Source organism: Serratia sp. P2ACOL2 (assembly GCF_003691565.1).
Taxonomy (GTDB): Bacteria; Pseudomonadota; Gammaproteobacteria; order Enterobacterales; family Enterobacteriaceae; genus Serratia; species Serratia liquefaciens.
Genome location: NZ_CP033162.1, coordinates 3,348,964 through 3,371,421, shown reverse-complemented (window position 1 = coordinate 3,371,421; position 22,458 = coordinate 3,348,964). Strand labels below are relative to the sequence as shown.

At 56.8% G+C, this 22,458-nt stretch carries 24 protein-coding genes; 10 read left to right on the top strand and 14 right to left on the bottom strand.

The genetic code is table 11. The features are described 5' to 3' along the window. Genes paaG through paaA form a run of 7 tightly spaced genes read right to left on the bottom strand, consistent with a single transcriptional unit; the run spans position 1 to position 5,165 of the window. Positions 1-792 (bottom strand): 2-(1,2-epoxy-1,2-dihydrophenyl)acetyl-CoA isomerase PaaG, encoded by a 792-nt coding sequence (paaG, locus tag EBA31_RS16475; RefSeq protein WP_020827601.1) that lies wholly within the window; start codon positions 790-792, stop codon positions 1-3. Between the two features lie 3 nt (positions 793-795). Then, positions 796-1,569, bottom strand: a complete 774-nt coding sequence (gene paaF, locus EBA31_RS16470; protein ID WP_020827600.1) for a 2,3-dehydroadipyl-CoA hydratase PaaF — start codon at positions 1,567-1,569, stop codon at positions 796-798. A gap of 9 nt (positions 1,570-1,578) precedes the next feature. Beyond that, the gene (gene paaE / locus EBA31_RS16465; RefSeq protein ID WP_122079746.1) at positions 1,579-2,637 is read right to left on the bottom strand and encodes a 1,2-phenylacetyl-CoA epoxidase subunit PaaE; all 1,059 of its coding nucleotides are present in this window, start codon (positions 2,635-2,637) and stop codon (positions 1,579-1,581) included. 14 nt (positions 2,638-2,651) lie between these two features. Continuing rightward, entirely contained in the window at positions 2,652-3,149 is a 498-nt protein-coding gene (paaD, locus tag EBA31_RS16460) for a 1,2-phenylacetyl-CoA epoxidase subunit PaaD (protein ID WP_020827598.1), read from the bottom strand. A 9-nt stretch (positions 3,150-3,158) separates the two neighbouring features. Beyond that, positions 3,159-3,920, bottom strand: a complete 762-nt coding sequence (gene paaC, locus EBA31_RS16455; RefSeq protein ID WP_122079745.1) for a 1,2-phenylacetyl-CoA epoxidase subunit PaaC — start codon at positions 3,918-3,920, stop codon at positions 3,159-3,161. Between the two features lie 8 nt (positions 3,921-3,928). Next, entirely contained in the window at positions 3,929-4,216 is a 288-nt protein-coding gene (gene paaB / locus EBA31_RS16450) for a 1,2-phenylacetyl-CoA epoxidase subunit PaaB (protein WP_020827596.1), read from the bottom strand. A 10-nt stretch (positions 4,217-4,226) separates the two neighbouring features. Continuing rightward, positions 4,227-5,165, bottom strand: coding sequence for a 1,2-phenylacetyl-CoA epoxidase subunit PaaA (gene paaA, locus EBA31_RS16445; RefSeq protein ID WP_044552223.1), 939 nt, complete (start codon positions 5,163-5,165; stop codon positions 4,227-4,229). Positions 5,166-5,483: 318 nt separating this feature from the next. Here paaA and paaZ point away from each other — a divergent pair, with 318 nt between their 5' ends. Beyond that, positions 5,484-7,556, top strand: coding sequence for a phenylacetic acid degradation bifunctional protein PaaZ (gene paaZ, locus EBA31_RS16440; RefSeq protein WP_122079743.1), 2,073 nt, complete (start codon positions 5,484-5,486; stop codon positions 7,554-7,556). Positions 7,557-7,618: 62 nt separating this feature from the next. Beyond that, positions 7,619-8,713, top strand: coding sequence for an AAA family ATPase (locus tag EBA31_RS16435; RefSeq protein WP_122079742.1), 1,095 nt, complete (start codon positions 7,619-7,621; stop codon positions 8,711-8,713). Here EBA31_RS16435 and EBA31_RS16430 read toward each other — a convergent pair. Both EBA31_RS16430 and EBA31_RS16425 read right to left on the bottom strand, forming a co-directional pair. Continuing rightward, complete coding sequence (locus EBA31_RS16430; RefSeq protein WP_046373210.1) at positions 8,710-9,612, bottom strand: Kdo hydroxylase family protein; 903 nt, start codon at positions 9,610-9,612, stop codon at positions 8,710-8,712. The two genes, EBA31_RS16435 and EBA31_RS16430, sit on opposite strands and share 4 nt — an antisense overlap. Before the next feature lie 340 nt (positions 9,613-9,952). Then, positions 9,953-11,503, bottom strand: a complete 1,551-nt coding sequence (locus tag EBA31_RS16425; protein WP_020827591.1) for a GGDEF domain-containing protein — start codon at positions 11,501-11,503, stop codon at positions 9,953-9,955. A gap of 165 nt (positions 11,504-11,668) precedes the next feature. On the opposite strand from EBA31_RS16425, the gene EBA31_RS16420 reads away from it, so the two are divergent. After that, positions 11,669-11,863, top strand: coding sequence for a hypothetical protein (locus EBA31_RS16420; protein ID WP_122079741.1), 195 nt, complete (start codon positions 11,669-11,671; stop codon positions 11,861-11,863). 54 nt (positions 11,864-11,917) lie between these two features. Here EBA31_RS16420 and yjdN read toward each other — a convergent pair whose 3' ends face one another. Further along, the gene (gene yjdN, locus EBA31_RS16415) at positions 11,918-12,334 is read right to left on the bottom strand and encodes a VOC family metalloprotein YjdN (RefSeq protein ID WP_020827589.1); all 417 of its coding nucleotides are present in this window, start codon (positions 12,332-12,334) and stop codon (positions 11,918-11,920) included. Between the two features lie 267 nt (positions 12,335-12,601). On the opposite strand from yjdN, the gene EBA31_RS16410 reads away from it, so the two are divergent. The 4 genes from EBA31_RS16410 (at position 12,602) to EBA31_RS16395 (ending at position 15,582) form a co-directional block, all read left to right on the top strand. Further along, positions 12,602-13,375: an SDR family oxidoreductase gene (locus tag EBA31_RS16410; RefSeq protein WP_048760362.1), complete on the top strand. Its 774-nt coding sequence runs from the start codon at positions 12,602-12,604 to the stop codon at positions 13,373-13,375. Positions 13,376-13,428: 53 nt separating this feature from the next. Beyond that, positions 13,429-14,331, top strand: coding sequence for a LysR family transcriptional regulator (locus EBA31_RS16405; RefSeq protein WP_041414723.1), 903 nt, complete (start codon positions 13,429-13,431; stop codon positions 14,329-14,331). A gap of 523 nt (positions 14,332-14,854) precedes the next feature. Beyond that, complete coding sequence (locus EBA31_RS16400; RefSeq protein ID WP_017893301.1) at positions 14,855-15,103, top strand: GlsB/YeaQ/YmgE family stress response membrane protein; 249 nt, start codon at positions 14,855-14,857, stop codon at positions 15,101-15,103. 92 nt (positions 15,104-15,195) lie between these two features. Continuing rightward, on the top strand, positions 15,196-15,582 hold the full coding sequence (locus tag EBA31_RS16395; protein WP_122079740.1) for a YidB family protein: 387 nt from the start codon (positions 15,196-15,198) through the stop codon (positions 15,580-15,582). 3 nt (positions 15,583-15,585) lie between these two features. Here EBA31_RS16395 and EBA31_RS16390 read toward each other — a convergent pair whose 3' ends face one another. Then, the gene (locus tag EBA31_RS16390; RefSeq protein ID WP_122079739.1) at positions 15,586-16,518 is read right to left on the bottom strand and encodes a LysR family transcriptional regulator; all 933 of its coding nucleotides are present in this window, start codon (positions 16,516-16,518) and stop codon (positions 15,586-15,588) included. Between the two features lie 113 nt (positions 16,519-16,631). On the opposite strand from EBA31_RS16390, the gene EBA31_RS16385 reads away from it, so the two are divergent. Further along, entirely contained in the window at positions 16,632-17,684 is a 1,053-nt protein-coding gene (locus EBA31_RS16385; protein WP_122079738.1) for an SDR family oxidoreductase, read from the top strand. A 112-nt stretch (positions 17,685-17,796) separates the two neighbouring features. Then, positions 17,797-18,876 (top strand): endonuclease/exonuclease/phosphatase family protein, encoded by a 1,080-nt coding sequence (locus EBA31_RS16380; protein WP_122079737.1) that lies wholly within the window; start codon positions 17,797-17,799, stop codon positions 18,874-18,876. A 34-nt stretch (positions 18,877-18,910) separates the two neighbouring features. Here EBA31_RS16380 and EBA31_RS16375 read toward each other — a convergent pair whose 3' ends face one another. The 3 genes from EBA31_RS16375 to EBA31_RS16365 form a co-directional block, all read right to left on the bottom strand. After that, positions 18,911-19,918, bottom strand: a complete 1,008-nt coding sequence (locus EBA31_RS16375) for an NAD(P)H-quinone oxidoreductase (protein ID WP_048760352.1) — start codon at positions 19,916-19,918, stop codon at positions 18,911-18,913. A gap of 157 nt (positions 19,919-20,075) precedes the next feature. Next, positions 20,076-20,288, bottom strand: a complete 213-nt coding sequence (locus tag EBA31_RS16370; RefSeq protein WP_041415483.1) for a hypothetical protein — start codon at positions 20,286-20,288, stop codon at positions 20,076-20,078. Positions 20,289-20,799: 511 nt separating this feature from the next. Then, entirely contained in the window at positions 20,800-21,168 is a 369-nt protein-coding gene (locus EBA31_RS16365; protein WP_122079736.1) for a hypothetical protein, read from the bottom strand. 154 nt (positions 21,169-21,322) lie between these two features. Here EBA31_RS16365 and EBA31_RS16360 point away from each other — a divergent pair, with 154 nt between their 5' ends. Further along, positions 21,323-22,189, top strand: coding sequence for an ion transporter (locus tag EBA31_RS16360; RefSeq protein WP_122079735.1), 867 nt, complete (start codon positions 21,323-21,325; stop codon positions 22,187-22,189). The last annotated feature ends 269 nt before the right edge of the window (positions 22,190-22,458 follow it).

Here is a 22,458-nt window from a genome sequence, read left to right as displayed (position 1 = left end):
TTATTTCCCACTGAAATTAGGGGGGCGTTTGGCGAAGAAGGCGCTGACGCCTTCGCGGTAGTCGTCGCTGCGGCCGCCGAGGCGCTGCAGGTCGCGTTCCAGATCGAGCTGCTGATCGAGGGTATTGTTCGCCGAGCTGTAGAGGGCTTTTTTAATCAGCCCCAGCCCGTAAGTGGGTTGGGTGGCCAGGTGTTGTGCCAGCGTTTGGCTGGTGGCGGCCAGTTGGTCCGCCGCTACCACCTGCCAGATCATGCCCCATGCCAGCGCCTGTTGTGCGCTGACTTTATCTCCCAGCAGCGCCATGCCCATGGCGCGGGCGTGGCCTGCCAAACGGGGCAGGAACCAGCTGCCGCCGGAGTCCGGCACCAGCCCCAGACGGCAGAAAGACTGAATAAAATTGGCGTTATCGGCGGCGATCACGATATCGCAGGCCAGCGCCAGCGCAGCGCCGGCCCCCGCCGCGACACCGTTGACGGCGCACACCACCGGCTTTGGCAGGGCGGTCAGACGACGGATCAGCGGATTGTAAAAACGCTCTACCGACAGGCCGAGATCCGGCGCCTGCTGTTCGACGCTGACGTTGCGATCGTTCAGATCCTGCCCGGCGCAAAAGCCACGTCCCGCACCGGTGATCAGCAGGCAGCGTACGGTTTCGTCCCGCTCGGCGAGGGTCAAGGCTTCGCTCAGTTGGCGGTGCATTTCGTCGTTGAAGCTATTGAGCCGGTCTGGCCGATTGAGGGTCAGCGTCAGCACCCCGGCTTCAAGGTGGGTGAGAATCAATGCGTTTTCCATAAATCAGCGCCCCTGATAGTTTGGCGTACGTTTTTCGAAGAAGGCGGCGATGCCCTCGCGGCGATCGTCGGTGGCGGCCAGGGTGGCAAACTGCTGGCGTTCGATGAGCAGCCCTTGGCTAAGGCCGGTTTCCTCAGCCTGTTTCAGCGCCTGTTTGGCGGCGCGCAGTGCCAGCGGTGCCTGCCTGCTGATGTGCTCGGCGATCTGCTGTGCGCGTTCCAGCGTCAGGGCGTCGACGCACACTTCACTGACCAACCCGCACTGCAATGCGCGCGAGGCGTTAATGGCTTCGCCACTCAGCACCATCTGACTGGCGAAGGACTTGCCGACGCAGCGAATCAAGCGCTGAGTGCCGCCGGCCCCTGGCATCAGGCCGAGGGTGATTTCCGGCAGGCCAAAACGGGCGCTTTCGCCGCAAATGACAATGTCGCAGGCCAGCGCCAGCTCGCAGCCGGCACCGAGCGCATAGCCGTTCACTGCCGCCAGCAGCGGTTTACTGAACTGCGCCAGCCGTTGCCACAACAGCGGGCGGCGATCCGTCAGCGTAGCGGGCAGGTCCTGCCGTTGCAGTTCGTGCAGATCGGCACCGGCGGCAAAGAAACGCGTTGTGCCGGTGATCACTACTGCGCCAATGGCGGTATCGGCATCGGCCTGTTCCAGTAAATACACCAGCTGCTCCAGACAGGGTGTGTTCAGGGCATTGCGCGCTTGTGGACGGTGCAGTTCCAGCGTCAGCACGCGCGCCTGGCGATGTTGCAGGATCAAAGGGGTTTCCATTGGCGGCTCCTATACGTCAAAGTCCAGTACCACACCGTCACCGCGTGGCCACGACTGGCAGCTCAATACGTAGCCTGCCGCGAGTTGATCCGGCTCCAGGCTGTAGTTGACGGCCATGTCCACCTGACCGGCCTTTAACCGGCACTTGCAGGTGGCGCACACGCCGCCTTTGCAGGCATAGGGAAGATCGGCACCCTGACGCAGCGCCGCGTCCAGAATGCTGTCGTCCTGCGAACCGACCTCGATATCCAACCGGCGGCCGTCGAGCAAAATCGCCACTCGCGTGGCGTTGCGCGGGGTGTCGTTGACCGGGCGGGCGATCACGCCGCTGGTGTTAAAGCGCTCGCTGTGGATACGCTCGGCGGCTACGCCAGCCTGTTCCAGCACGCTTTGGGCGTCGTCCATCATGGTTTGCGGGCCGCAGATAAAGGCATGGTCATAGTCGCGGTAATCCAGCAGCGCGCCGCCGATCGCCGACAGGCGCTCGCGGTCGATGCGCCCACTGAGCAGCGGGCTGTCGAGGCTCTCCTGGCTGAACAGATACAGCGGCTGAAAACGTTGTGGATAGCGGTTTTTCAGATCGGACAGCGTCTCCTTGAACATCACCGAACGGCTGCTGCGGTTGCCGTAAATCAGCGTGAAGCTGCTGTTTGGTTCAAGTTGCAGGGTGGCTTTGATGATCGACAGCATCGGCGTGATGCCGGAACCGGCGGCAATCGCCAGATAGTTGCCGCTGTTTTCCGCCTGTGGCTGGTAGCCGAAACGGCCCTGCGGCACCATCACCTCCAGCGCGTCGCCGACTTTCAGTAGCCGATTAACGAACGAGGAAAAGCGGCCCTGATGGATGGCTTTAACGCCGATCTGCAGCAGCCCTTCCTGAGGAGCGCTGCAGATGGAGTAGCAGCGGCGCAGCTCTTCGCCATCCACCTGCGCCTTTAGCGTCAGATGTTGGCCGGGGGTGTAGCAGTAATGACTTTTCAGCTCTTCGGGCACGCGCAGAGTGATAGCTACGGCGTCCGGCGTTTCGCGCTCGATGGCGGCGACGTTCAGGCGATGGAAGACCGTCATGGTTTTCTGCGCTCCTAAATGCATTTGAAATAGTCGAAGGGTTCGCGGCAATCGCAGCAGCGATACAGCGCTTTGCAGGCGGTGGAGCCGAATTCGCTGATTTTTTCGCTGTGGGTGCTGCCGCAGCGCGGGCAGGGCACCGGGCCTGCAGCCTGCGGTTTGTCGCAGGTATGGCCCTGTGGCGGTGCGACGCCGTATTCACGCAGCCGTTCACGCGCCGAGGCGTTCATCCAGTCGGTGGTCCACGCCGGGCTGAGGCGAATGTCCACTTTGACCGGGGCAAAGCCGGCCTCGGCCAGCCGCTGCTCGATGGCTTCGAGCAGGAACTCGGTGGCGGGGCAGCCGGAGTAGGTTGGCGTAAAGGTAATGCGCCAGCCGTCGCCGTCGGCTTCAACGTCGCGAACCATGCCCAGATCGGTAATCGACAGCACCGGCAGTTCCGGATCGCTGATCTGTTGCAGGCAGTGCCAGATTTGCGGAATTTCCGCGGCCTGCAGCCGGGTAATGTTCATAGCGGCCCCTTACCAGTTTGCGTTGGGATAGGCGCGTTGCAGGAACTGCATCTCGGCCAGCAGCGGACCGAGATGTTCGCTGTGCCGACCCTGCTTACCGCCGTGGCGGAACGCCTGCTCTGCCGGCAGCGTCAGGGTGGCCTGTTGCAGCGTTTCTTCAACCAGCGCCAGCCACGGAGCCTCAAGCTGGCGCGGATCGGCGGCGATACCCTGTTCTGCCAACTGCAGTTCAAGCTCGTCGGCATGGAACAGTTCGGCGGTAAAACGCCACAGGTCATCCAGCGACTGCTGCATTTTTTGGTGGCTGACGGGGCTGCCGTCACCCAGACGGATCATCCAGCCACGGCTGAAACGCAGGTGGTAATGCGCCTCTTTCAGTGACTTGGCGGCGATGGCGGCGAGTTGCGCATCGTGACTTTGGCTCAAGGCCTGATGCAACTGCACGTGGTAGGCGTCCATCAGGAACTGCCGCACCAGAGTGTCGTTGAAGCCGCCGTTGGGCTGTTCCGCCAGCAGCAGGTTATGGAACTCACGTTCGTCACGGCCGAAGGCCAGTCGGTCTTCGCTAAATTGCGGCCCGGCCAGTTCGGCTGCATAACCGAGATAGTTGCGCGCCTGGCCGAGTAGGTCCAGGCCGATATTGGCCAACGCCAGATCGATCTCCAGTTCCGGCGCGTGGCCGCACCAGGCGCACAAGCGCTGGGCGAGGATCAGTGGCGTATCGCCCTGACGCAGGGTATAGGTGACGAGTGGATCGTTATTGAAGGTCATGGTCGCCCCTACATGTTCTTGATGCCGTCGGGAATGGTGTAGAACGTCGGATGACGGTAGATCTTGTCATCGGACGGATCGAAAAAGGCTTCACGATCTTCCGGCTGCGAGGCGATCAGATGGCTGGATTGCACCACCCAGATTGAGCAGCCTTCGTTGCGGCGGGTATAGGCATCGCGGGCGTTTTCCAGCGCCATCTGGTCGTCGGCGGCGTGCAGGCTGCCGACATGACGGTGCGCCAGCCCTTGTTTGCTGCGGATAAACACTTCATACAGTGGCCATTGGGCATGTGTCATCATCGGTTCCTTATGCGGCGGTTGAGGTGTTTTTTGACGCGTGGGCCAGAGCGCCATCGCGTACCCAGGCACCGTCCTCCCAGGCGCGGCGTTTGGCTTGCAGCCGTTCGTGGTTACATTGGCCGCGCCCCTTGATCACCTCATGCAGTTCACTCCAGTCGATTTCGCCAAAGCGGTAGTGGCCGGTGGCTTCGTCCCAGGCCAAATCGTCGTCTGGTGCGACCATGCCCAGGGCTTCCAACTGGGGGACGGTGTTGTCGACAAATTTCTGCCGTAACTCATCGTTGCTGTGGCGTTTGATTTTCCAGGCCATGCTCTGCGCGCTGTGCGGTGAATCGGTATCGCTGGGGCCAAACATCATCAGTACCGGCCACCAGAAGCGGTTAATCGCATCTTGCAGCATGGCCTTCTGTTGCTCGCTGCCGTTGGCCATCGCCATGACCGCTTCGTAACCCTGGCGCTGGTGGAAGCTCTCTTCCTTGCAAATTTTCACCATCGCCCGCGCATAGGGGCCGTAGGACGCACGACACAGCGCCACCTGGTTGACGATGGCCGCGCCGTCCACCAACCAGCCGATCACCCCGATATCCGCCCAGTTGAGCGTCGGGTAATTGAAGATCGAGGAGTATTTCATCTTGCCGTCGAGCATCTTCTGGTAAATATCCTGACGAGAGCAGCCCAGGGTTTCCGCGGCGCTGTACAGGTACAGGCCGTGCCCCGCTTCGTCCTGCACCTTGGCCAGCAACACCGCCTTGCGGCGCAGGGTAGGTGCGCGCGTCAACCAGTTGGCTTCCGGTAACATGCCGACCACTTCGGAATGGGCATGTTGGCCAATCTGGCGGATCAGGTTTTGGCGGTAGGCGTCCGGCATCCAGTCTTTGGCCTCAATCGAGGTATCCGCCGCAATTTTGTCGTCGAAGTGCTGCTGATGTTGCGCGTCAGTTGTCATGCGTGCCTCTTGGTGATTCGTATTTTTCACATTAAATATAAAAATGTGAATCACGTTAACTAACCATAAGGCTACAAACTGATAACAAAAAGATCAAACGGCATTTGTGTGGTTTTGCGAGGGTGCTCACAAGGAGTGTTGTTATAATGTTGTTTTTAAATGAGATTAAAAATTAATCCATGAGAGTGAAACGCCTGTCTGAGCGCTTTCAATGTCTGGTTGTTTTTATTTTGTTAAATTTCATTCTGGTGAAAACTGGACAATATGTGATACGTAATTAATCCTTGTGGTGTAAATTTATGAATTCCGGAGGAGCAAATGCAGCAGCTACACAGTTATCTTTCTGGCGCCTGGGTGTACGGCCAGGGCAAAGCCCGTGAAATCCACCATGCCGTCACCGGCCAACCGCTGTATCAGGTTTGTTCCGACGGGCTACCGCTGGCCGCCAGTCTGGAGTATGCGCGCAGCAAGGGCGGCAAGGCGCTGGCACAGATGACCTTCCAGCAGCGCGCGCAAATGATGAAAGCGGTGGCTAAGCACCTGCTGGCCAACAAAGAAACGCTGTATGAGATTTCGTACCAGACCGGCGCGACTCGCAGTGACGGCTGGGTGGATATCGAAGGCGGTATCGCCACGCTGTTTGCCTATGCCGGGCTGGCAGGGCGCGAGCTGCCGGACGATACCCTGTGGCCGGAAGACGAACTGATCCCGCAGTCCAAACAGGCGCAGTTTGCCGCCCGACACGTGCTGACTTCACGCCCTGGCGTGGCGTTGCATATTAATGCTTTTAACTTTCCCTGCTGGGGGATGCTGGAAAAACTGGCGCCCACCTGGTTGGCCGGCATGCCGGCGATCATCAAACCGGCGACCGCCACGGCGCAGCTGACGCAGGCGATGGTCAGACTGATTATCGACAGCGGTCTGGTGCCAGAGGGCGCGTTGCAACTGGTATGCGGTGGCGTCGGCGATATGTTTGAACATCTGGATTATCAGGATGCGGTGACCTTTACCGGCTCGGCGCAGACCGGTCAGCAGCTGCGTGCGCACCCGCGCCTGTTGCAAAAGTCGATTGCTTTCACCATGGAGGCAGACTCGCTCAACTGCTGCGTGCTGGGCGAGGACGTTACGCCGCAGATGCCGGAGTTTGCGCTGTTTATCAAAGAAGTGTGCCGCGAGATGACCGCCAAGGCCGGGCAAAAATGTACCGCAATTCGGCGGATTATCGTGCCGGCGAAACGGGTGGCAGAGGTACAGCAGGCGCTGTTGCAGCGGCTGAGTGGCGTCACGGTGGGCGATCCTAAACTGGAACAGGTGCGGATGGGGGCCTTGGTCAGCCGCGAACAGCGCGACGATGTGCAACAGAAGGTGGATTACCTGCTGCATAACGGTTGCGAACCGTTGTGCGGCGCGAGAACGGATAACCTGGAGGTGAGCGGGGCAGGCGTGCAGCAGGGGGCATTTTATCCGGCCACGCTGTTGTACTGTGCCGATCCCTTTAGCCATCAGGCGGTGCACGGCACCGAAGCATTCGGCCCGGTAGCGACGCTGATGCCCTATCAGCATACCGAACAGGCGATTGAGCTGGCGTTAATGGGCCAGGGAAGTCTGGCTGGCTCACTGGTGACCGCCGATGAGGCGCTGGCGACGCGCTTTATTCGCGCCACCGCCTGCGCGCATGGCCGAATGCTGATCCTGGATCAACAGGCAGCGGTGGAGTCCACCGGCCACGGTTCTCCGTTGCCGATGCTGGTGCACGGCGGGCCAGGGCGAGCCGGTGGTGGTGAAGAATTGGGTGGGCTACGCGCGGTAAAACACTATATGCAACGCACGGCCATTCAGGGCAGTCCGGCCATGCTGGCGGCAATCGGCCGTGAGTGGGTGCGCGGCGCGACGGTGATTGAAGAGCCGGTACATCCGTTCCGCAAATATTTCGAGCAACTGCGCCTGGGCGAAAGCCTGCTGACGGCGCGGCGTACCGTGACCGAGGCCGATATCGTCAATTTTGCCTGCCTGAGTGGCGACCACTTCTATGCCCATATGGACAAGATCGGCGCGGCCGAATCGCTGTTTGGCGAGCGGGTCGCGCACGGCTACTTTGTGGTTTCTGCCGCCGCCGGGCTGTTTGTTGATCCAGGCGTCGGGCCGGTGATTGCCAACTACGGTATGGAAAACCTGCGCTTTATCGAGCCGGTGAAGATTGGCGATACCCTTCAGGTGCGGCTGACCTGCAAAAAGAAAATCCGTAAGCCGCAGAAAACGGCGGAGGATCGTCCACACGGCGTGGTGGTATGGGATGTTCAGGTGCTCAACCAACATCAGCAGGCGGTGGCGCTGTACAGTATCCTGACGTTGGTGGCGCGGCAGGAAGGGGACCTCGGTCCGACAAGCTAAAGGCCGGTGAGATGGTGCCATGGTAAGATGCACCATCTCCTGACACAGAGTTTGTGGCGACGATGATCCAACAACTCCAACTGAGCGGTTTTCGCTCTATACGTAATTTGCAGCTGCAATTGGGCCGTCTGAATGTGATCAGCGGCCCGAACGGTTGCGGAAAATCTAACCTGTATAAAGCGGTGCGATTGATCCACGAGGCCGCCTGTGGGCGGCTTTCTGCTGCGTTGGCTGAAGAGGGGGGCATTCAGAAGGCGATGTGGGCCGGCGGATTGCGACCGGGTGATCGCCGAGGCGATCCGAAACGGATGCTGTTGTCAGCCACTCTGGATGATTTCGACTATCAGCTGCAGCTAGGCTTCCCTGAGCCGACCGGCAGCCTGTTTCAACTCGATCCGCTGGTCAAAGAGGAGTCACTGTGGATCTCGGGCCATGATCGTCGACCTTCAACCCGGGTACTCGAAAGGCGCAACCAGAGTGCATTCCTGACGAATATTCAGGGCGATCGCGCCACTTATCCTGCCAGTCTTCATGCGGAGGAATCGGTATTTGGCCAACTTGCCGATCCGCATCTGTATCCTGAAGTGTCCCAGGTACGCGAAAATCTGCGGCAGTGGCGTTTTTACCATGAGTTTGCCGTGTGGCCCGGTTCACCGTTGCGAGCGCCGCAGGTGGGGATTCGCGCGCCGGTACTGGCGCATGACGGCAGTAATCTGGCTGCCGCTTTTGAAACCATCTGCGAGATCGGCAATGGCGAGTTGTTGCGCGACATCCTGGCGCAGGCGTTTCCCGACAGCGAATTTGAAATTCAGGCCCCTCAGGGGCGCTTCCAGCTATTGATGCACCGTGCCGGCATTATACGACCCTTGGACAGTGATGAGCTTTCCGACGGCACGCTGCGTTTTCTCTGTTTGGCGGTAGCGATGCTCAGCCCGCGTCCGCCGGCATTTATGGCATTCAATGAGCCTGAAAACAGCCTGCATCCGCAACTGTTGCCGGCATTGGCCATGCTGATCGCCGAAGCCAGTCGTTATAGCCAACTGTGGATCACCAGCCACTCACCGCAGCTAGCCGAACTGATTGGCCGCCATAGCGATGTCACCCACTATCAACTGGCACAGCAGCAGGGTGAAACCCTGCTGGCGGAAGCGGATTAGATCAAGGGCTGGTGTAGCAGGGTTTCCAGTACCTTGAGCGGTGATTGCTGTGGATTTTTCATTGCGGTGACGGGCAACAGGAAGGTTTGTTCCAGCATAAACTGACCCGCCATCGCCGCGTGTGGCGTCTGATCGGAGAAACAGATCCAACTGCTGCCCGGCGGCAAGTCGAGCGCCAGTTGAGGGCCTTGCTGCTGATAGTGCTGGTCGGCTTTCATCGCATCATGCAGTTGCAGCATCAGGTGGTCGTAATGGCTGCGGCGCCGTTTGGTGATGCCGACCTTGTGCTGCAGCCAACTGTTCAGCGGTGAATAGCGGCCCAGGCGCGGCATAAAGCGTTGCGCCAGTTGAGGAAAGGGTTCGCCGATGCGCCATTGGCGAAGTTCGCCATTGGGGTTGATGTTGGTGAAGATGCGCAGAATGCGCTCACCATAGTTCGGGCGTGACGGGAAGGCATCTACGTGCAGCCGGCTGTCATCCTTGCGCCATGAGCTGGTCTTGCGCCAGGCCGCAACCGGGTGCAGGCGCAGGGTGTTGACCGGCGAATGCAAGGCTTGTTGGTAGTGGGGGAGCAGGGTGGCAACCAGTTGCAGGCAGGTTTGATAATAGCGTGACAGCAACGTCTCGACCTGTGGCTGCTGCGCGGCTATCGCTACGCCGGATAATTTGCTCGTTTCTGGCCAGTAGCTGATGTTTTTACGTTTTGTATCGACCAACGCGGGATCCAGCAGCGCCATTTCACCGGCTAACATAGGAAACGCCAGTTCAGGCAAAAACACGATTTTACCTTGCTCGAGTGCCTCGACGGCAGAGGGGGAAAAGGGCACTGGGGCGCTATCCCACTGTTGCTGTGGCAACGTTATTAACACCTGTTCAGGCGTAAGATTATCCGCGCGCATAATATCTCCTTGCGATGGGGGGATACTTTAATTGTTTTTTATTTGAAAGGGATTTATAACCAGCGGGAATTATTGTTGAATTGAACTAGTTGATGCTAATGGCTGGATTAAATTATCCTAGCACTATTAAAATGCGCCCAAAAGTAAACAGATATTAAACGATGCGGCTAATGGCACGAATGGATAAAAATAGATTTAATGGGCATTAATTAATTTATCAGCGAAAGTAGATTAACGATTTAAATTAAATTTAGTTTTATGATCAGCGGGTTGATTTTGATTTTCCGAGCGGAAAAAAAACAAATTCAGGGGCCGCCTCCGGGGGAGACGGCCCAATGGGTCAGGCGGGATAAATGCGGTTTTTCCCCTGGGCTTTGGCTTGATACAGGGCGCTGTCGGCCTGATTAATAAAGCCGATTGGCGTGTCGTTATACATATGCGGCACTTTGGCGAAGATGCCAATACTGATGGTGACAATACCGTGAGGGTTGCCCGTATGCGGTATTTTCAGCTCACGCACCGATTCAATCACCCGTTCGGCGAAAATCAGTGCGCCCTGAGTGTCGGTATCCGGCAGAATAATGGCCATTTCCTCACCGCCATAGCGGGCCATAATATCGTTGCTGCGGCACGCCAGCCCTTTCAACGTTTGTCCAATCTGTTGCAGACACTGATCGCCGGCTACGTGACCGTAGATGTCGTTATATTGTTTGAAACAGTCGATATCCAGCATCAGCAACGCCACGCTGCGGTAATTGCGCGAAGCGCGCATCAGTTCGTTCTTCATGGCGATATCAAACTGACGGCGGTTGGCCAGGCCGGTTAACCCGTCCAGCAACGCCAACTCTTCCAACGTTCGGTTGATGGTAGTGAGCTGATCGCGGGTGCGCATCAGTTCAGCTTCGGTGCGTACGCTGTGGTTAATCTGGCGCATCAGTACCAGACCCATCGCCAGTAAAATGATTAACAGCGTCGCGCCACCCAGGGCAAACACGCCGGTATCATTACGCCAGTCGGACAGCGCATCTTCCTTCGACAGTCCGGCAGCTATCACCAGCGGATAGCGATTAACCCGCGAATAACCGTAGATCCGTTCCACCTTGTCGTACCGCGAAGTGATGGTGGCATTGCCGAACTCAGAGTGGGGTAGAATTTCGCGGAACAACACGCCTTCCGAAATATTTTTGCCAATCGCGGCAATGGAGTAGGGGCGGCGGTAGAGAATGGTGCCGTCCGCCAACAGCAGGTTGAGCGAGGCGTCACTGTTCAGTGCGAAGGTGTCGTAAAATTGGCGGAAATAATCGACATACAGCGTGGCCAGTACCACCCCATTAAAGCTGCCGTCCGGGTTGTTGATCCGGCGTGAGACCGGAATGATCAAATCACCGGTAGAGCGGCTGCGTACCACTTTGCCGATAAATATCGCGTTGCTGTTGTGGCTCAGGTGGAATTTGAAATACTCACGATCGGCATTGTTGGCATTTTGTATGAACCGGCCCGATGAGGTGACGATCCAATTCCCCTGAGCATCGTAAACAAACAGGCCATGCAACTGGGGCAGGTTGCCAACCTGCGTTTGCATCACTTTCTGTAGTCGCAGCTGTTGCGGTTGGCCCAGGCCGTCGGTCTGAATGCGTTCGGTCAGATCGGACAGCGTAGTGTCGGTCTGCATAAAGGTGTCATCGGCATGCTGTGCCAGAGAGCGGGCCAGGTTGGCCGATTCATTTTCGGCACTTTGCAAGTCGCGCTGGTGCGCATTCCAAATCTGCCAGCCGTTAAACAGAATCAGCGTGACGGCAACGATGACGACAAATACGCCGGCCTGAAAAAGTAACGGGGAATTTTTACCGTTGCGTGGCCGTTCGGCATCCTGCGGTTGCTGCTGTGTCATGTCACCCTTGTTATAAAGTCTTTAAATCGTGTTAAGAACAATCTTACATCTTATTCGTTAATCACGCCGACCACTACTCCCTTAACATCAAAAATGCATGAGCCACTCAAGCGGAGTGTTACAATTCGCCGCAAAACCGGCATAGAAAATACAGGGTTCACGCATATGTCTGACTACATCATTATTACTTTGCTGACGCTGGTGGTTTATTACCCGCTGACCTTGGGTGTGCTGGCGCTAATGATGATTTTTGCCTGGCGGCAGCGTAAATCGCCCTATTGGCGTTTGGGACTGGTGCTGTTGGCGGTGCTGTTTGTGCTGTTCGCGATGGCGGCTTATGACTGGTATCACTACCGTTGATCTTGGCACCAGGGTATCCGCTGTCGGTGGCGGACACCCTGGCGGGATGACGGGTTATTCAACGTTAATCATCCAATTGACCCCGAACTGGTCGGTCAGCATGCCAAAACCCTTGGCCCAGAAGGTGGCCTGGTATGGCATGGTGACCTGGCCGCCCTGCGCCAGCTTCTCGAATAATGCTCGGCCTTGTTCCACGTCGCTCGGATCCAGCGACAGGGCAAATCCTTTATGCGAAGCTTCGCCGCCGTCCTGCGGACACCCATCGGAGGCCATCAGCGCCGTTTCGCCAATCAGTAGACGGGCATGCATGATGGACTCTGGATTGACGTCCTGAGGACCGCCTTGCTTGGCCTCCTCGGGCATATCTTTGTAGCGCATAATCATTTCGATTCTGGCGCCCAGCTGCTGCTGGTAGAAGTTGATCGCCTGTTCACAGTTACCGTTAAAAAAAAGATAGGGTTGAATCAACATGACATTGACCTCTGTTGTGGCCCGTCAGGCGTTTTGCATCCCACGGGCGAGGGACAATAGTTTCTGGTTGTGACTATTGCTGCCGGGAACTTACAAGTGTAGTGCGATTTACGCCGAATGCCCGGCGGGCGATCACGCTGTGGAAATTAACGGCCTGATCGTTGCTATTGACCGAAAAAGCGGGATGGTTCATCCCAATTTGGACAGATTATCTGAGCGGTCACAGTTTCTATACTCGTTGCAACCTTCACTAACGGAGTCACTGTAATGAGCAAGCAATCTTTGAATGGAAAAGTGGTGTTGATCGCCGGCGGCGCCAAGAACCTGGGTGGCCTGGTGGCGCGTGATTTGGCCGCCAACGGCGCGGCGGCCGTGGTGGTGCACTACAACAGCGACGCCACTCGTGCTGCCGCGGAGGAAACGTTGCAGGCGGTTAAGGCGGCAGGTGCCGAGGCGATTGCGGTGCAGGGCGATCTCACCCAGCCGGCTAACGTGGCGCTGCTGTTTGAGGAGGCCGTCAAGGCGTTTGGCAAGGTGGACATTGCCATCAATACCGCCGGTCTGGTGATTAAAAAACCGATTGCCGAAGTGACCGAAGCCGATTACGACAGCAGTTTCGACATCAATGCCAAAGCGGCATTTTTCTTTATCCAGCAGGCCGGTAAACATTTGGCCGATAACGGCCGAATTGTGACTATTGTCAGCTCGCTGTTGGCGGCCTATACGCCATTTTATGCGGTCTATCCGGGCAGCAAGGCGCCGGTGGAGCACTTTACCCGCGCGGCTTCCAAGGAGTTTGGCGAACGCGGCATCAGCGTGAACGCCATTGGTCCGGGACCAATGGATACGCCGTTCTTCTATGGCCAGGAAAGCAAGGAGGCGGTGGCGTACCACAGCAGTGCCGCCGCGCTGAGCAAGTTCTCGAAAACCGGTCTGACCGACATCGAGGACATTGCGCCGATCGTTAAATTTTTGGTCACTGACGGCTGGTGGATCACCGGGCAGACGCTGTTCGCCAACGGTGGCTATACTACCCGTTAACCTTAATTCTGCTGCGGCCCGGGCCGCAGCCTGTTAATCAGGACGCACAACCGGTGGATAAAATAGGGAGATTACGGGTTTTTATCCAGGTTGCTGAAGTGGGCAGTTTTATCCGCGCTTCGCAAATCCTGTTGATGCCAAAAACCACGGTTTCGGCGGCGATACAACAACTGGAACACGAAATGGGTGCCCGCCTGTTTCACCGCACCACTCGCCGGGTGCAATTGACCAGCGACGGTGAGCTGTTGCTTGAAAAAGCGCGCAGCCTGTTGTTCGACGTTCAAACACTGGAAGGCCTGTTTCATCGGCAAAACGGCCCGATCGACGGTCGTTTGACGGTCGATGTGCCCAGTCGTATAGCCCGGCGAATGATAGTGCCTGCGCTGCCGGACTTTTTTGTGCAGTACCCCGACATTCAACTGTTTCTCAGCGCCAGCGACCGTTCGATCGATTTGATCCAGGAAGGGATCGACTGCGTGGTGCGCGTCGGCAGTCTCAGCGACAGTAGCTTGGTCAGCCAGCCGCTGGGGCGATTAAGCATGATCAACTGCGCCAGCCCGGACTATTTGCAACGTTACGGCACGCCGGAGCATCCTGAGCAGTTGGCGGGGCATTGGGGGGTAGGCTACGCGCAGCCGACTTTGGCCGGAGCAGATACCTGGGTTTGGCAGCGGGGCGATCAGCACATGGAAAAAATCTTGCGTAGCCGGGTCACGGTAAACAATGCGGAAAATTATATTGGGTGCTGTCTGGCAGGGTTGGGGATGATTCAGATACCGCGCTTTGATGTTCAGCACTACCTGGAGGACGGGAGCTTATGTGAGGTTTTGCCGCAGGCCCGGCCACCGGCAATGGGCATTGCGTTGCTTTATCCTCACCGCCGCCAACGTTCGGCGCGTTTAACCGCCTTTGCCGAGTGGTTCAGCCACCTTATCAAGCCCTTTTGCGAAAATTGAGGCCCGGTAGCCAATGGGATTTTTATTCAAACTGCTCGCTATTTGTCATTATTTTTCAACTGATTAAATTTGCAGACAAAACAAGACACATTTAAAACCACTCGAAAAGTGACAAAGCGCGTGTAACATTACTGGAACAACAAGGCGACAGAGCCGTCCCAGGCGGCGGCCAGCGCATAGATTGCAGCCAGTATCAGCAGAAACGGTGTGTTGGTCATGGTATGTCCCCTGCAGCAATATTCACCTGTTGTTATAGCGCGGAGTAATGACAGTTTGATGAATGCGGTTGATTTTTGCACAGCTAAATTCAGACACACGGAAATGGGTAAACTGCTGATATTTGTCTATAGTAACAGTGTGAATATGCGTGTTTATCAAGATTCACCCTGCATCGCGCTGCCGTTAACGGTCAGCACAGGGCAACAGGATTGTGGTTGTGAAAGTATCGTCAGGGTTGGATCAGGCGCCGACGCGGGCCTGAAAACAGAGTTTCTTTGGGCAAAAAGTAATAGGGAGAGTAAAAATGGGCATCATTTCCTGGATCATTTTTGGGTTAATCGCCGGTATCTTGGCTAAATGGATTATGCCGGGCAAAGACGGCGGCGGCTTTATCGTAACCGTTATTCTGGGGATCATCGGTGCGGTTGTCGGCGGCTATATCAGTACCTTCTTCGGTATGGGCCGTGTTGATGGCTTCAACCTGGGCAGCTTTGTTGTCGCGGTCATCGGTGCCCTGGTGGTGCTTTTTGTCTACAGAAAGATCAGAAATTAATCAGTTGCTGATCAACAGGGTCGCTGCGGCGGCCCTTTTTCGTTAAATCACTGCGGTCGAGCGGCAGAGCCGACGATCGGAAGGGGAATACCATGGGTCTGTTTGATAGCGTATTGGGCAACATTCTGGGCGGTGCCAACGGTAAGGGCATTGATTACGTCGCCATTATGCAATGGGTTGAGCAGCAGGGTGGCCTGCAGGCGATTCTGGACAAGTTCCGCCAGGGTCAATTCGGCGATGTGGTCGGCTCGTGGCTGGGCAACGGTGAAAACCAGCAGATTAGCGGCGATCACGTGCAGCAAGCGCTGGGCAGCGATGCCATCAACCAACTGGCGGAAAAGCTGGGGATCGATCCGGCTCAGGCTTCAGCCACCATTGCACAGTTCCTGCCAACGGTCGCTGACGCGGCCTCGCCAAATGGCGAAGTGCGGTCGAACAGCAACGAACTGGGTGACATGGTCGGTAAACTGTTCAAATAATCTTTATGCCCCTGGCACCTTGTCGGGGGCTTTGTTCACCCTAATTCCCTCAATACTCCCCAACGCCGCCAGCAAATAATCTACCCAGGCCCGGACTTTACCGGGAATAAACCGCGCTGCGGGGTAAACCGCATGCAGCGCCATCGGCGGATAATGCCAGGCCGTTAACACCGGTACCAGGCTGCCGTTGGCCAGTTGCCGACCAATCAGCGGGCGCTGTGCTCCGCCAATACCCAATCCTGATTCGATGGCCGCCAACAGCGAAAACGTATTGTTGGCGCGAAAGACCGGGCGCAGGTTCACTACCTCGGCACCCTGAGGGCCAAGTAAGGTCAGCGCATCGCCGTCGCTCAAGCCGCTATAGCGGATATGCGGATGTCTCGCCAGCTCTGCGGGAGTTTGCGGCTCGCCCTGGGCTGCCAGATAGGCCGGGGAAGCCACTAAAATACGCTGTAATTCCCCCAGCCGGCGCGCCACCGTGCCCGGCGTATTTATTTCGCCAAAGCGGATTGCCACGTCGATACCTTCACCGATCACGTCAGCCCGGCGATCGTCGAGCAACAGTTCGATATTCAATTCCGGATGCTGTTGCTGAAAAGCTATCGCCAGCGGCGTCAGGTGCTGTTGACCGAAGCCGGTTGGGGCATGGATGCGCAAGGGGCCCTGCAGGCGCAGCTGCATGCCGTGCAGCGCTTCCTCTGCTTCACTCACCGCCGCCAGAATCGGTTTGATTTGTCGATAATAGCCGCCGCCGGCGTCGGTCAGCGTGACGGAGCGGGTGCTGCGAAACAGCAACTGCACGCCCAGTTGTTGTTCCAGACCGGTAATCTGCTGGCTGACCGCCGGCTGCGTCAGGCCCAAGTCGCGGGCCGCTGCCGAGAGGCTGCCCAGTTCCGCGACCCGCATGAAAGTCTTCATGGCGTTCAGCTTGTCCATCAGCGCTCCAGTTATAGGTTTTACTTATAAGTGTTAGTAACACTACGCCTCTACCGCAAGCTTTGCTAATCACTCACAGTGAAGGCCTCAAACAAAAGCGAGCGGGGTGACCTATGCAAAATGAAAAACTGGCGTTGGTAGTCGGGGCTAACGGCGTGATTGGCGGCAAGCTGATTGAAGAACTGGAACGGCAAGGTTGGCCGGTGGTTGGCCTGTCACGACGCGGGGGCGTCGACCGGCCGCAAGTGCGCTATGTGGCGGTCGATCTGTTGGATGCTCAGGCGACGCGCAATGCCTTGCGCCCGCTAACCGAGGTCAGCCATATTTTCTATGCCGCTTATCAGGATGCGCCGGACTGGGCGGGGCTGGTTGCACCGAATCTGGCGATGTTGGCCAATGTGGTGGAGGCGCTGGAGCCGGTAGCGCAAGGGTTGGAGCACATCAGCCTGATGCAGGGCTATAAAGTTTATGGCGCTCATCTGGGGCCGTTCAAGACGCCGGCGCGGGAAAGCGATGCCGGGCACATGCCGCCGGAGTTTAATCTTGAGCAGCAGAGCTATCTTGAACGGCGTCAGCAGGGCAAAAATTGGCGTTGGAGCGCGATCCGGCCCAGCGTGGTGGGGGGCTTCTCGCTCGGCAATCCGATGAATCTGGCCCTGACTATCGCGGTCTATGCCTCCATCAGCAAGTCTCTGGGGTTGCCGCTGCGATTCCCCGGCAAGCCGGGGGCCTATCACAGCCTGCTGGAAATGACCGATGCGGGTCTGCTGGCGCGCGCCACGCTATGGGCTGCGACGGAACCGGCGGCGGCCAATCAGGCGTTTAATATCAACAATGGCGATCTGTTTCGCTGGAGTGAGATGTGGCCGAAAATTGCCGGCTACTTTGGTTTGGAAGTGGCGCCGCCGCTGCCTATGCCGCTGACGTCGGTGATGGCAGACAAAAGCGAGTTGTGGCAGGCGCTGGCGCAGCAGCATGGCCTGGCCGAAGCGGATTATCGCGCTGTGGCGAGCTGGCGTTTCGCCGACTTTGTTTTCTCGTGGGATTACGACATGTTTGCCGACGGCAGCAAGGCGCGCCGCTTTGGCTTTCATCAGTTTGTCGACACCGAAGCGATGCTGTTCGCACTGTTTGACGAATTCCGTCGTCGCAAGATTATTCCTTAAGCCCGCTGGCGGGGGATAGGTTTTTTATGGCAATCTTTGGCTGCCGCCAGATACGGCAGCCAAGAGGCCGTCATCCCGACAGGCCCAGGCCGATGAGAATGAGGAAATAAACGTGACAGGGATTACCGCCATACTGACGCTTTTGCTGGCGCTGGTGACTATTGCGCCGCTTTCAAAGCATGCAGCCTGGTGGATTCGGGTGTGGGATTTTCCCCGCCTGCAGATACTGGCGCTTTCGCTACTGGTGTTGTTGCTGAATCTGCTGTTTGTGCCGCTGTCGCCTTGGGTGTGGGGCATGATGGCGCTGAACCTGGCCTGTGTGGTTTACCAGGCGGCCTGGATTTACCCTTACACCCGGTTGAGCAAACCGCAGGTGCTGGACTTTACCGGCTATCAAAAAAAGCCGCGTATCCGCATTCTGGTGTCCAATGTGTTAACACCCAATCGCCAGGCGGATAAGCTGCTGGCGTTGGTGGCGACCGAGCGTCCGGACGTGCTGGTGGCGGTGGAAACCGACTGCTGGTGGGAGCAGCAGCTCTCGGTGCTGGAGCAGGATTACCCGTACACGTTGAAATGCCCGCTGGATAATCTGTACGGCATGCACGTTTATTCGCGGCTGAAACTCAGCGATGCGCAGATACAGTATCTGGTCGATGAACAGATCCCGTCGATGCACATGATGGTGCATTTGCCGCATGGGCCGCAGGTGCGCCTGCACTGCGTTCACCCGATGCCGCCGAGCCCGACTGAAAACGAGGAATCGGAAGACCGCGACGCCGAACTGGTGATGGTCGGGAAAAGTGCGGCCAAATCGGAGTTTCCGGTGATTGTGACCGGCGATCTGAATGACGTGGCTTGGTCGACCACCACCCGGTTGTTCCTTAAAGTCAGCGGTCTGTTGGATCCGCGCCGCGGCCGGGGTATGTTCAGCACCTTTCATGCCGGTTATCCGTTCCTGCGATGGCCATTGGATCACGTGTTTCACAGTGATGACTTCGTGCTCGGATCGCTGCGTCGGTTGACCAGCGTCGGTTCAGATCACTTCCCGATTATGGTGGAGTTGGTGTATTCGCCGCAGCAGGGGGCGCAGCAGGAAAGCCTGGAGAAAGACAGCGAAGATGAAGCGCTGGCGCAGGAAAAGTTAGACAGTACCGACTCAACGCCTGAAGACGTGCATACGCCAGGCAGATGAAACAGGCCCCGCAGCCTAGGCTGCGGGGCACAGATTAGAGGGTCAGCATGATCTTGCCGATGTGCTGGCTCGACTCCATCAACGCATGGGCTTCGGCTGCTTGTTCCAGCGGGTAGGTTTTGAAGATCTGCGGTTTTAACGCACCGCGATCCAGCAATGGCCAAACCTTTTGCAGCAAATCGGCGGCAATACCCGCTTTGTCTTCAACGCTTCGCGAACGCAGCGTGGAACCGGTGTGGGTCAGACGTTTGAGCAGCAGCGGCATCAGGTTCAACTCCTTCACCACGCCATTCTGGGTGCCGATTTGCACAATGCGGCCATCCATCGCTGCCGCCTGGTAGTTTTTCGCCAGGTAGTCGCCGGCGATCAAATCGACAATCACGTCAGCCCCTTTGCCGTTAGTTGCATGCCGGGTCTGCTCGACAAAATCCTCGTCGCGATAGTTGATCGACACATCGGCCCCCAAGGCCAGGCTGGCCTGACGCTTCTCTTCCGAGCCAACGGTGGTAATCACATGAGCACAGAAAGCTTTCGCCAGCAGGGTGGCGACGGTACCAATGCCGGAAGTGCCGCCGTGGATCAAAACGGTTTCGCCAGCTTTCAGGTTGCCGCGCTGGAACACATTGACCCACACGGTAAAGAAGGTTTCCGGAATGGCTGCTGCCTCGACCAGGCTAAATCCTTTGGGGACCGGCAGCGCATTGCTTTCATGCACCTTGCAGTATTCGGCATAGCCGCCACCGGCAATCAGGGCGCAGACGCTATCGCCAACGGCATAATTTTGCACGCCGACGCCGGTGGCGACCACCACGCCAGCGATCTCCAGGCCCGGGATATCCGATGCGCCGGGAGGCGGTGCGTATTGGCCGCGGCGTTGCAACACGTCAGGGCGGTTAACCCCGGCGGCGGCGACCTTCACCAGGATCTCCCCTTGTTGCAGGGACGGCAGCGGCCGCTGTGCGACAACCAAAACTTCCGGTTCGCCGGGCTGGCTGATCTCAATGGCTTTCATGGTGCTGGGCAGTTGCGGGTTCGCAGACATGACGATTCTCCTCGGTTGGCATTCAGGCGCAGTGACCCATCTAGGTAACCAGCTGCAGTAATTGATGATTTATCTTACTGAAATGCTAAGGAGAGAGTGTAGCTCACAGGGCGATTTTTTCGGGGGAAGGGGGCGCCGCCGCAAGGGCGGCATAACATCAATCATTTGGCGGGATGCGAAAACCTTTTAGCGAGACGATAAAGTGTTCTTTACCTTTGGAAATCTTGGCACCTCTATCACACCACAGGCTGGCGAGCTGGAAAAAATCATCGCTGTCGATATCATAGGCCAGTTCGATTTTTTTCGCCGTACCGTAGCGGATCAGCTTTTCGGCTTCCTGGTGGTTTGTTGCTTTAATCATGGTGGTCATAACGAAATCCTTGGTGTTGAGCCAGTGCGGATAATCGCCGACCATGATATGGCTATATTGTGACAATTTTGTGATAAAAAAATGACAGAGCGCAGTTGTGTGGCCTGAGGCACAGCGTCGATGCCGTACCCCGGCCACTTTTGGGTCAACGATCGTGCGGACGCAGCAAAGTACTTTTCTTCTGTGATTTAAAGTGTTTATACAGTGCGAAACCTGCGATGCCGGCTAACACTGCCAGCAAAGATAAATATTCAGTCGCCATCTGGCCAACCTCCGATAAAGCGTGGCTTGAGAGCGGTTATTTGTGACAGCTATCACGTTATGCCGCAATGAGACCATTCTGTAAGGGCGGAACGGACTGGTATTCAGACATAAAAAAAGCGCCTATAGGGAGGCGCATAAAAAATTGCAACACAGCTTGTTGTGTCCAGCACCAGGAGGAGTGGTGAACAGGTGACCATTATATAAAGTGCGCGTTTGCGCAGATATAGGGATAACTCTTAAAGCGTGGTTACCATTGATAACCCATGTTCACGCTGTACTCGGGATCCTGATTGGTGGAATAGGGATCAGACTGGCGACGGCGGTCGGTTTTTTTCACCGGGCTGTTCAGCGATGAATACGGTTTGGTGCGCTTCTGGCTACACCCGGGGTGATCGCATTCCAGATCGACCCGAAAACCGGTTTTCTCTTCTGTTTCTGACCACACCACGGGCGCCTTGGCGGTTTTTTCCGCGGGGCCGAGCGCGGCTTTGGGCGCGGGCGCGGGTTTGATGCTGGGCTCAGGTGCCTTGTAGGAAAGATCCAGCGCCTGGGCTGGGGCGCTCAATATTAACAGCGTGGTGCAGCAAAATGCTGCCAGCGTATGCCCTCTAAGCATGGTCAATCTCCCTTTATAGTTACGCTGCGCAACTATAAAACAGTCAGACGAGAATTACTATCATTTGTGACCTCTGAGGGGCCGGTGCCAGAGTTGGCGGCGTTCAGGTTCAGGTCTAGTATATGAGCAACTTCCCGTTATAAGACATTGGACTATGACCACTGACACTGCGGCGCTCAGTTTACGCCAGCGCAGCTATCGGCTGCTGTTCGACAACCATTCGCGTATCGGCCGCAGGATGGAAACCTTTTGGGTCGCTACCGCGTTGCTGAGCGTGATTTTGTTGTTCCTCGAACCAGGGGGCAGTGCCCTTTACGCGCCCGGTCGGCAGGCCATTTATCTGTTCTTTTGGGCGGAGGTGGTATTTACCTTCATTTTTACTCTCGAGTATCTGTTACGCCTGTGGAGTACGCCGCGTGAGCAGCACTATGCCCTGAGCTTTTTCGGCATGGTCGATTTGTTGACGGTACTGCCGCTGTACATCATCTGGTTGTTCCCGCATATGACGGTGGAATTTGTGATGCTGCTGCGTGTCCTGAGGGTATTGCGGGTATTGCGGGTATTGAAACTGCTGCGTTACATGAGCGAAATGGGCATGATTTGGCGCAGCATCAAGCTGGCGCGCCATAAGCTGGCAATGTTTTTTGGCTTTGTCGCCGTGGTGTTGTGCGTGTTTGGCGGTTTGATGTATGCGATAGAGGGCGGTAGCGGCGGGTTTACCAGCCTGGCGGCGTCTATCTATTGGGCAGTCGTCACGCTGACCACCGTAGGCTACGGCGATATCGTCCCCCATACTCCGCTGGGCCGATTATTGACCTCTGTCCTGATTCTGGTGGGCTATTCAATCATCGCGGTGCCGACCGGGATTCTGACGGCTTACATGTCGCAAGAACTGCAGCGCAGTCGTGAAAGGCGAAATTGTGAACAATGTCAACGAGGTGGCCATGAGACAGAGGCGATATTTTGCAAATATTGCGGCAGCCGATTACCCCCATTATCGGGTAAGCAGAGCCAGAAGTGACCAAAAAACAAGCAAAATGGGTTAAATCCTGTGCATTTGGCCCCGTTTCCACAGAGGGGCAAACAAAAAGAGTTGCTATTAAAGTCCCATCGTGAGTTAATGCTTCTCGGCCTGTGGTACAGACCTATTTATGCACGACATTTTGAGTAAAGTAGTTCAAATTTAAAGCGTTATCCTAGATAGCACTTCACTGACGAATTTCCTTTCTAGTGCCTCCATAAGTAACTGATGACCGGCTATATCTTGCCCATGGTGGCTTACATTTAATA

Bases quoted from the DNA above. Each gene is read 5' to 3' on its own strand.
- EBA31_RS16435 (WP_122079742.1), top strand. From the start codon at position 7,619: ATGATCCAACAACTCCAACTGAGCGGTTTTCGCTCTATACGTAATTTG.
- EBA31_RS16375 (WP_048760352.1), bottom strand. From the start codon at position 19,918: ATGTCTGCGAACCCGCAACTGCCCAGCACCATGAAAGCCATTGAGATC.
- EBA31_RS16400 (WP_017893301.1), top strand. From the start codon at position 14,855: ATGGGCATCATTTCCTGGATCATTTTTGGGTTAATCGCCGGTATCTTG.
- paaD (WP_020827598.1), bottom strand. From the start codon at position 3,149: ATGAACATTACCCGGCTGCAGGCCGCGGAAATTCCGCAAATCTGGCAC.
- EBA31_RS16390 (WP_122079739.1), bottom strand. From the start codon at position 16,518: ATGGACAAGCTGAACGCCATGAAGACTTTCATGCGGGTCGCGGAACTG.
- EBA31_RS16430 (WP_046373210.1), bottom strand. From the start codon at position 9,612: ATGCGCGCGGATAATCTTACGCCTGAACAGGTGTTAATAACGTTGCCA.
- paaG (WP_020827601.1), bottom strand. From the start codon at position 792: ATGGAAAACGCATTGATTCTCACCCACCTTGAAGCCGGGGTGCTGACG.
- yjdN (WP_020827589.1), bottom strand. From the start codon at position 12,334: ATGTTGATTCAACCCTATCTTTTTTTTAACGGTAACTGTGAACAGGCG.
- EBA31_RS16395 (WP_122079740.1), top strand. From the start codon at position 15,196: ATGGGTCTGTTTGATAGCGTATTGGGCAACATTCTGGGCGGTGCCAAC.
- EBA31_RS16410 (WP_048760362.1), top strand. From the start codon at position 12,602: ATGAGCAAGCAATCTTTGAATGGAAAAGTGGTGTTGATCGCCGGCGGC.
- EBA31_RS16370 (WP_041415483.1), bottom strand. From the start codon at position 20,288: ATGACCACCATGATTAAAGCAACAAACCACCAGGAAGCCGAAAAGCTG.
- EBA31_RS16420 (WP_122079741.1), top strand. From the start codon at position 11,669: ATGTCTGACTACATCATTATTACTTTGCTGACGCTGGTGGTTTATTAC.
- paaB (WP_020827596.1), bottom strand. From the start codon at position 4,216: ATGACACATGCCCAATGGCCACTGTATGAAGTGTTTATCCGCAGCAAA.
- paaZ (WP_122079743.1), top strand. From the start codon at position 5,484: ATGCAGCAGCTACACAGTTATCTTTCTGGCGCCTGGGTGTACGGCCAG.
- EBA31_RS16365 (WP_122079736.1), bottom strand. From the start codon at position 21,168: ATGCTTAGAGGGCATACGCTGGCAGCATTTTGCTGCACCACGCTGTTA.
- EBA31_RS16360 (WP_122079735.1), top strand. From the start codon at position 21,323: ATGACCACTGACACTGCGGCGCTCAGTTTACGCCAGCGCAGCTATCGG.
- paaA (WP_044552223.1), bottom strand. From the start codon at position 5,165: ATGACAACTGACGCGCAACATCAGCAGCACTTCGACGACAAAATTGCG.
- paaC (WP_122079745.1), bottom strand. From the start codon at position 3,920: ATGACCTTCAATAACGATCCACTCGTCACCTATACCCTGCGTCAGGGC.
- EBA31_RS16385 (WP_122079738.1), top strand. From the start codon at position 16,632: ATGCAAAATGAAAAACTGGCGTTGGTAGTCGGGGCTAACGGCGTGATT.
- paaE (WP_122079746.1), bottom strand. From the start codon at position 2,637: ATGACGGTCTTCCATCGCCTGAACGTCGCCGCCATCGAGCGCGAAACG.
- paaF (WP_020827600.1), bottom strand. From the start codon at position 1,569: ATGGAAACCCCTTTGATCCTGCAACATCGCCAGGCGCGCGTGCTGACG.
- EBA31_RS16425 (WP_020827591.1), bottom strand. From the start codon at position 11,503: ATGACACAGCAGCAACCGCAGGATGCCGAACGGCCACGCAACGGTAAA.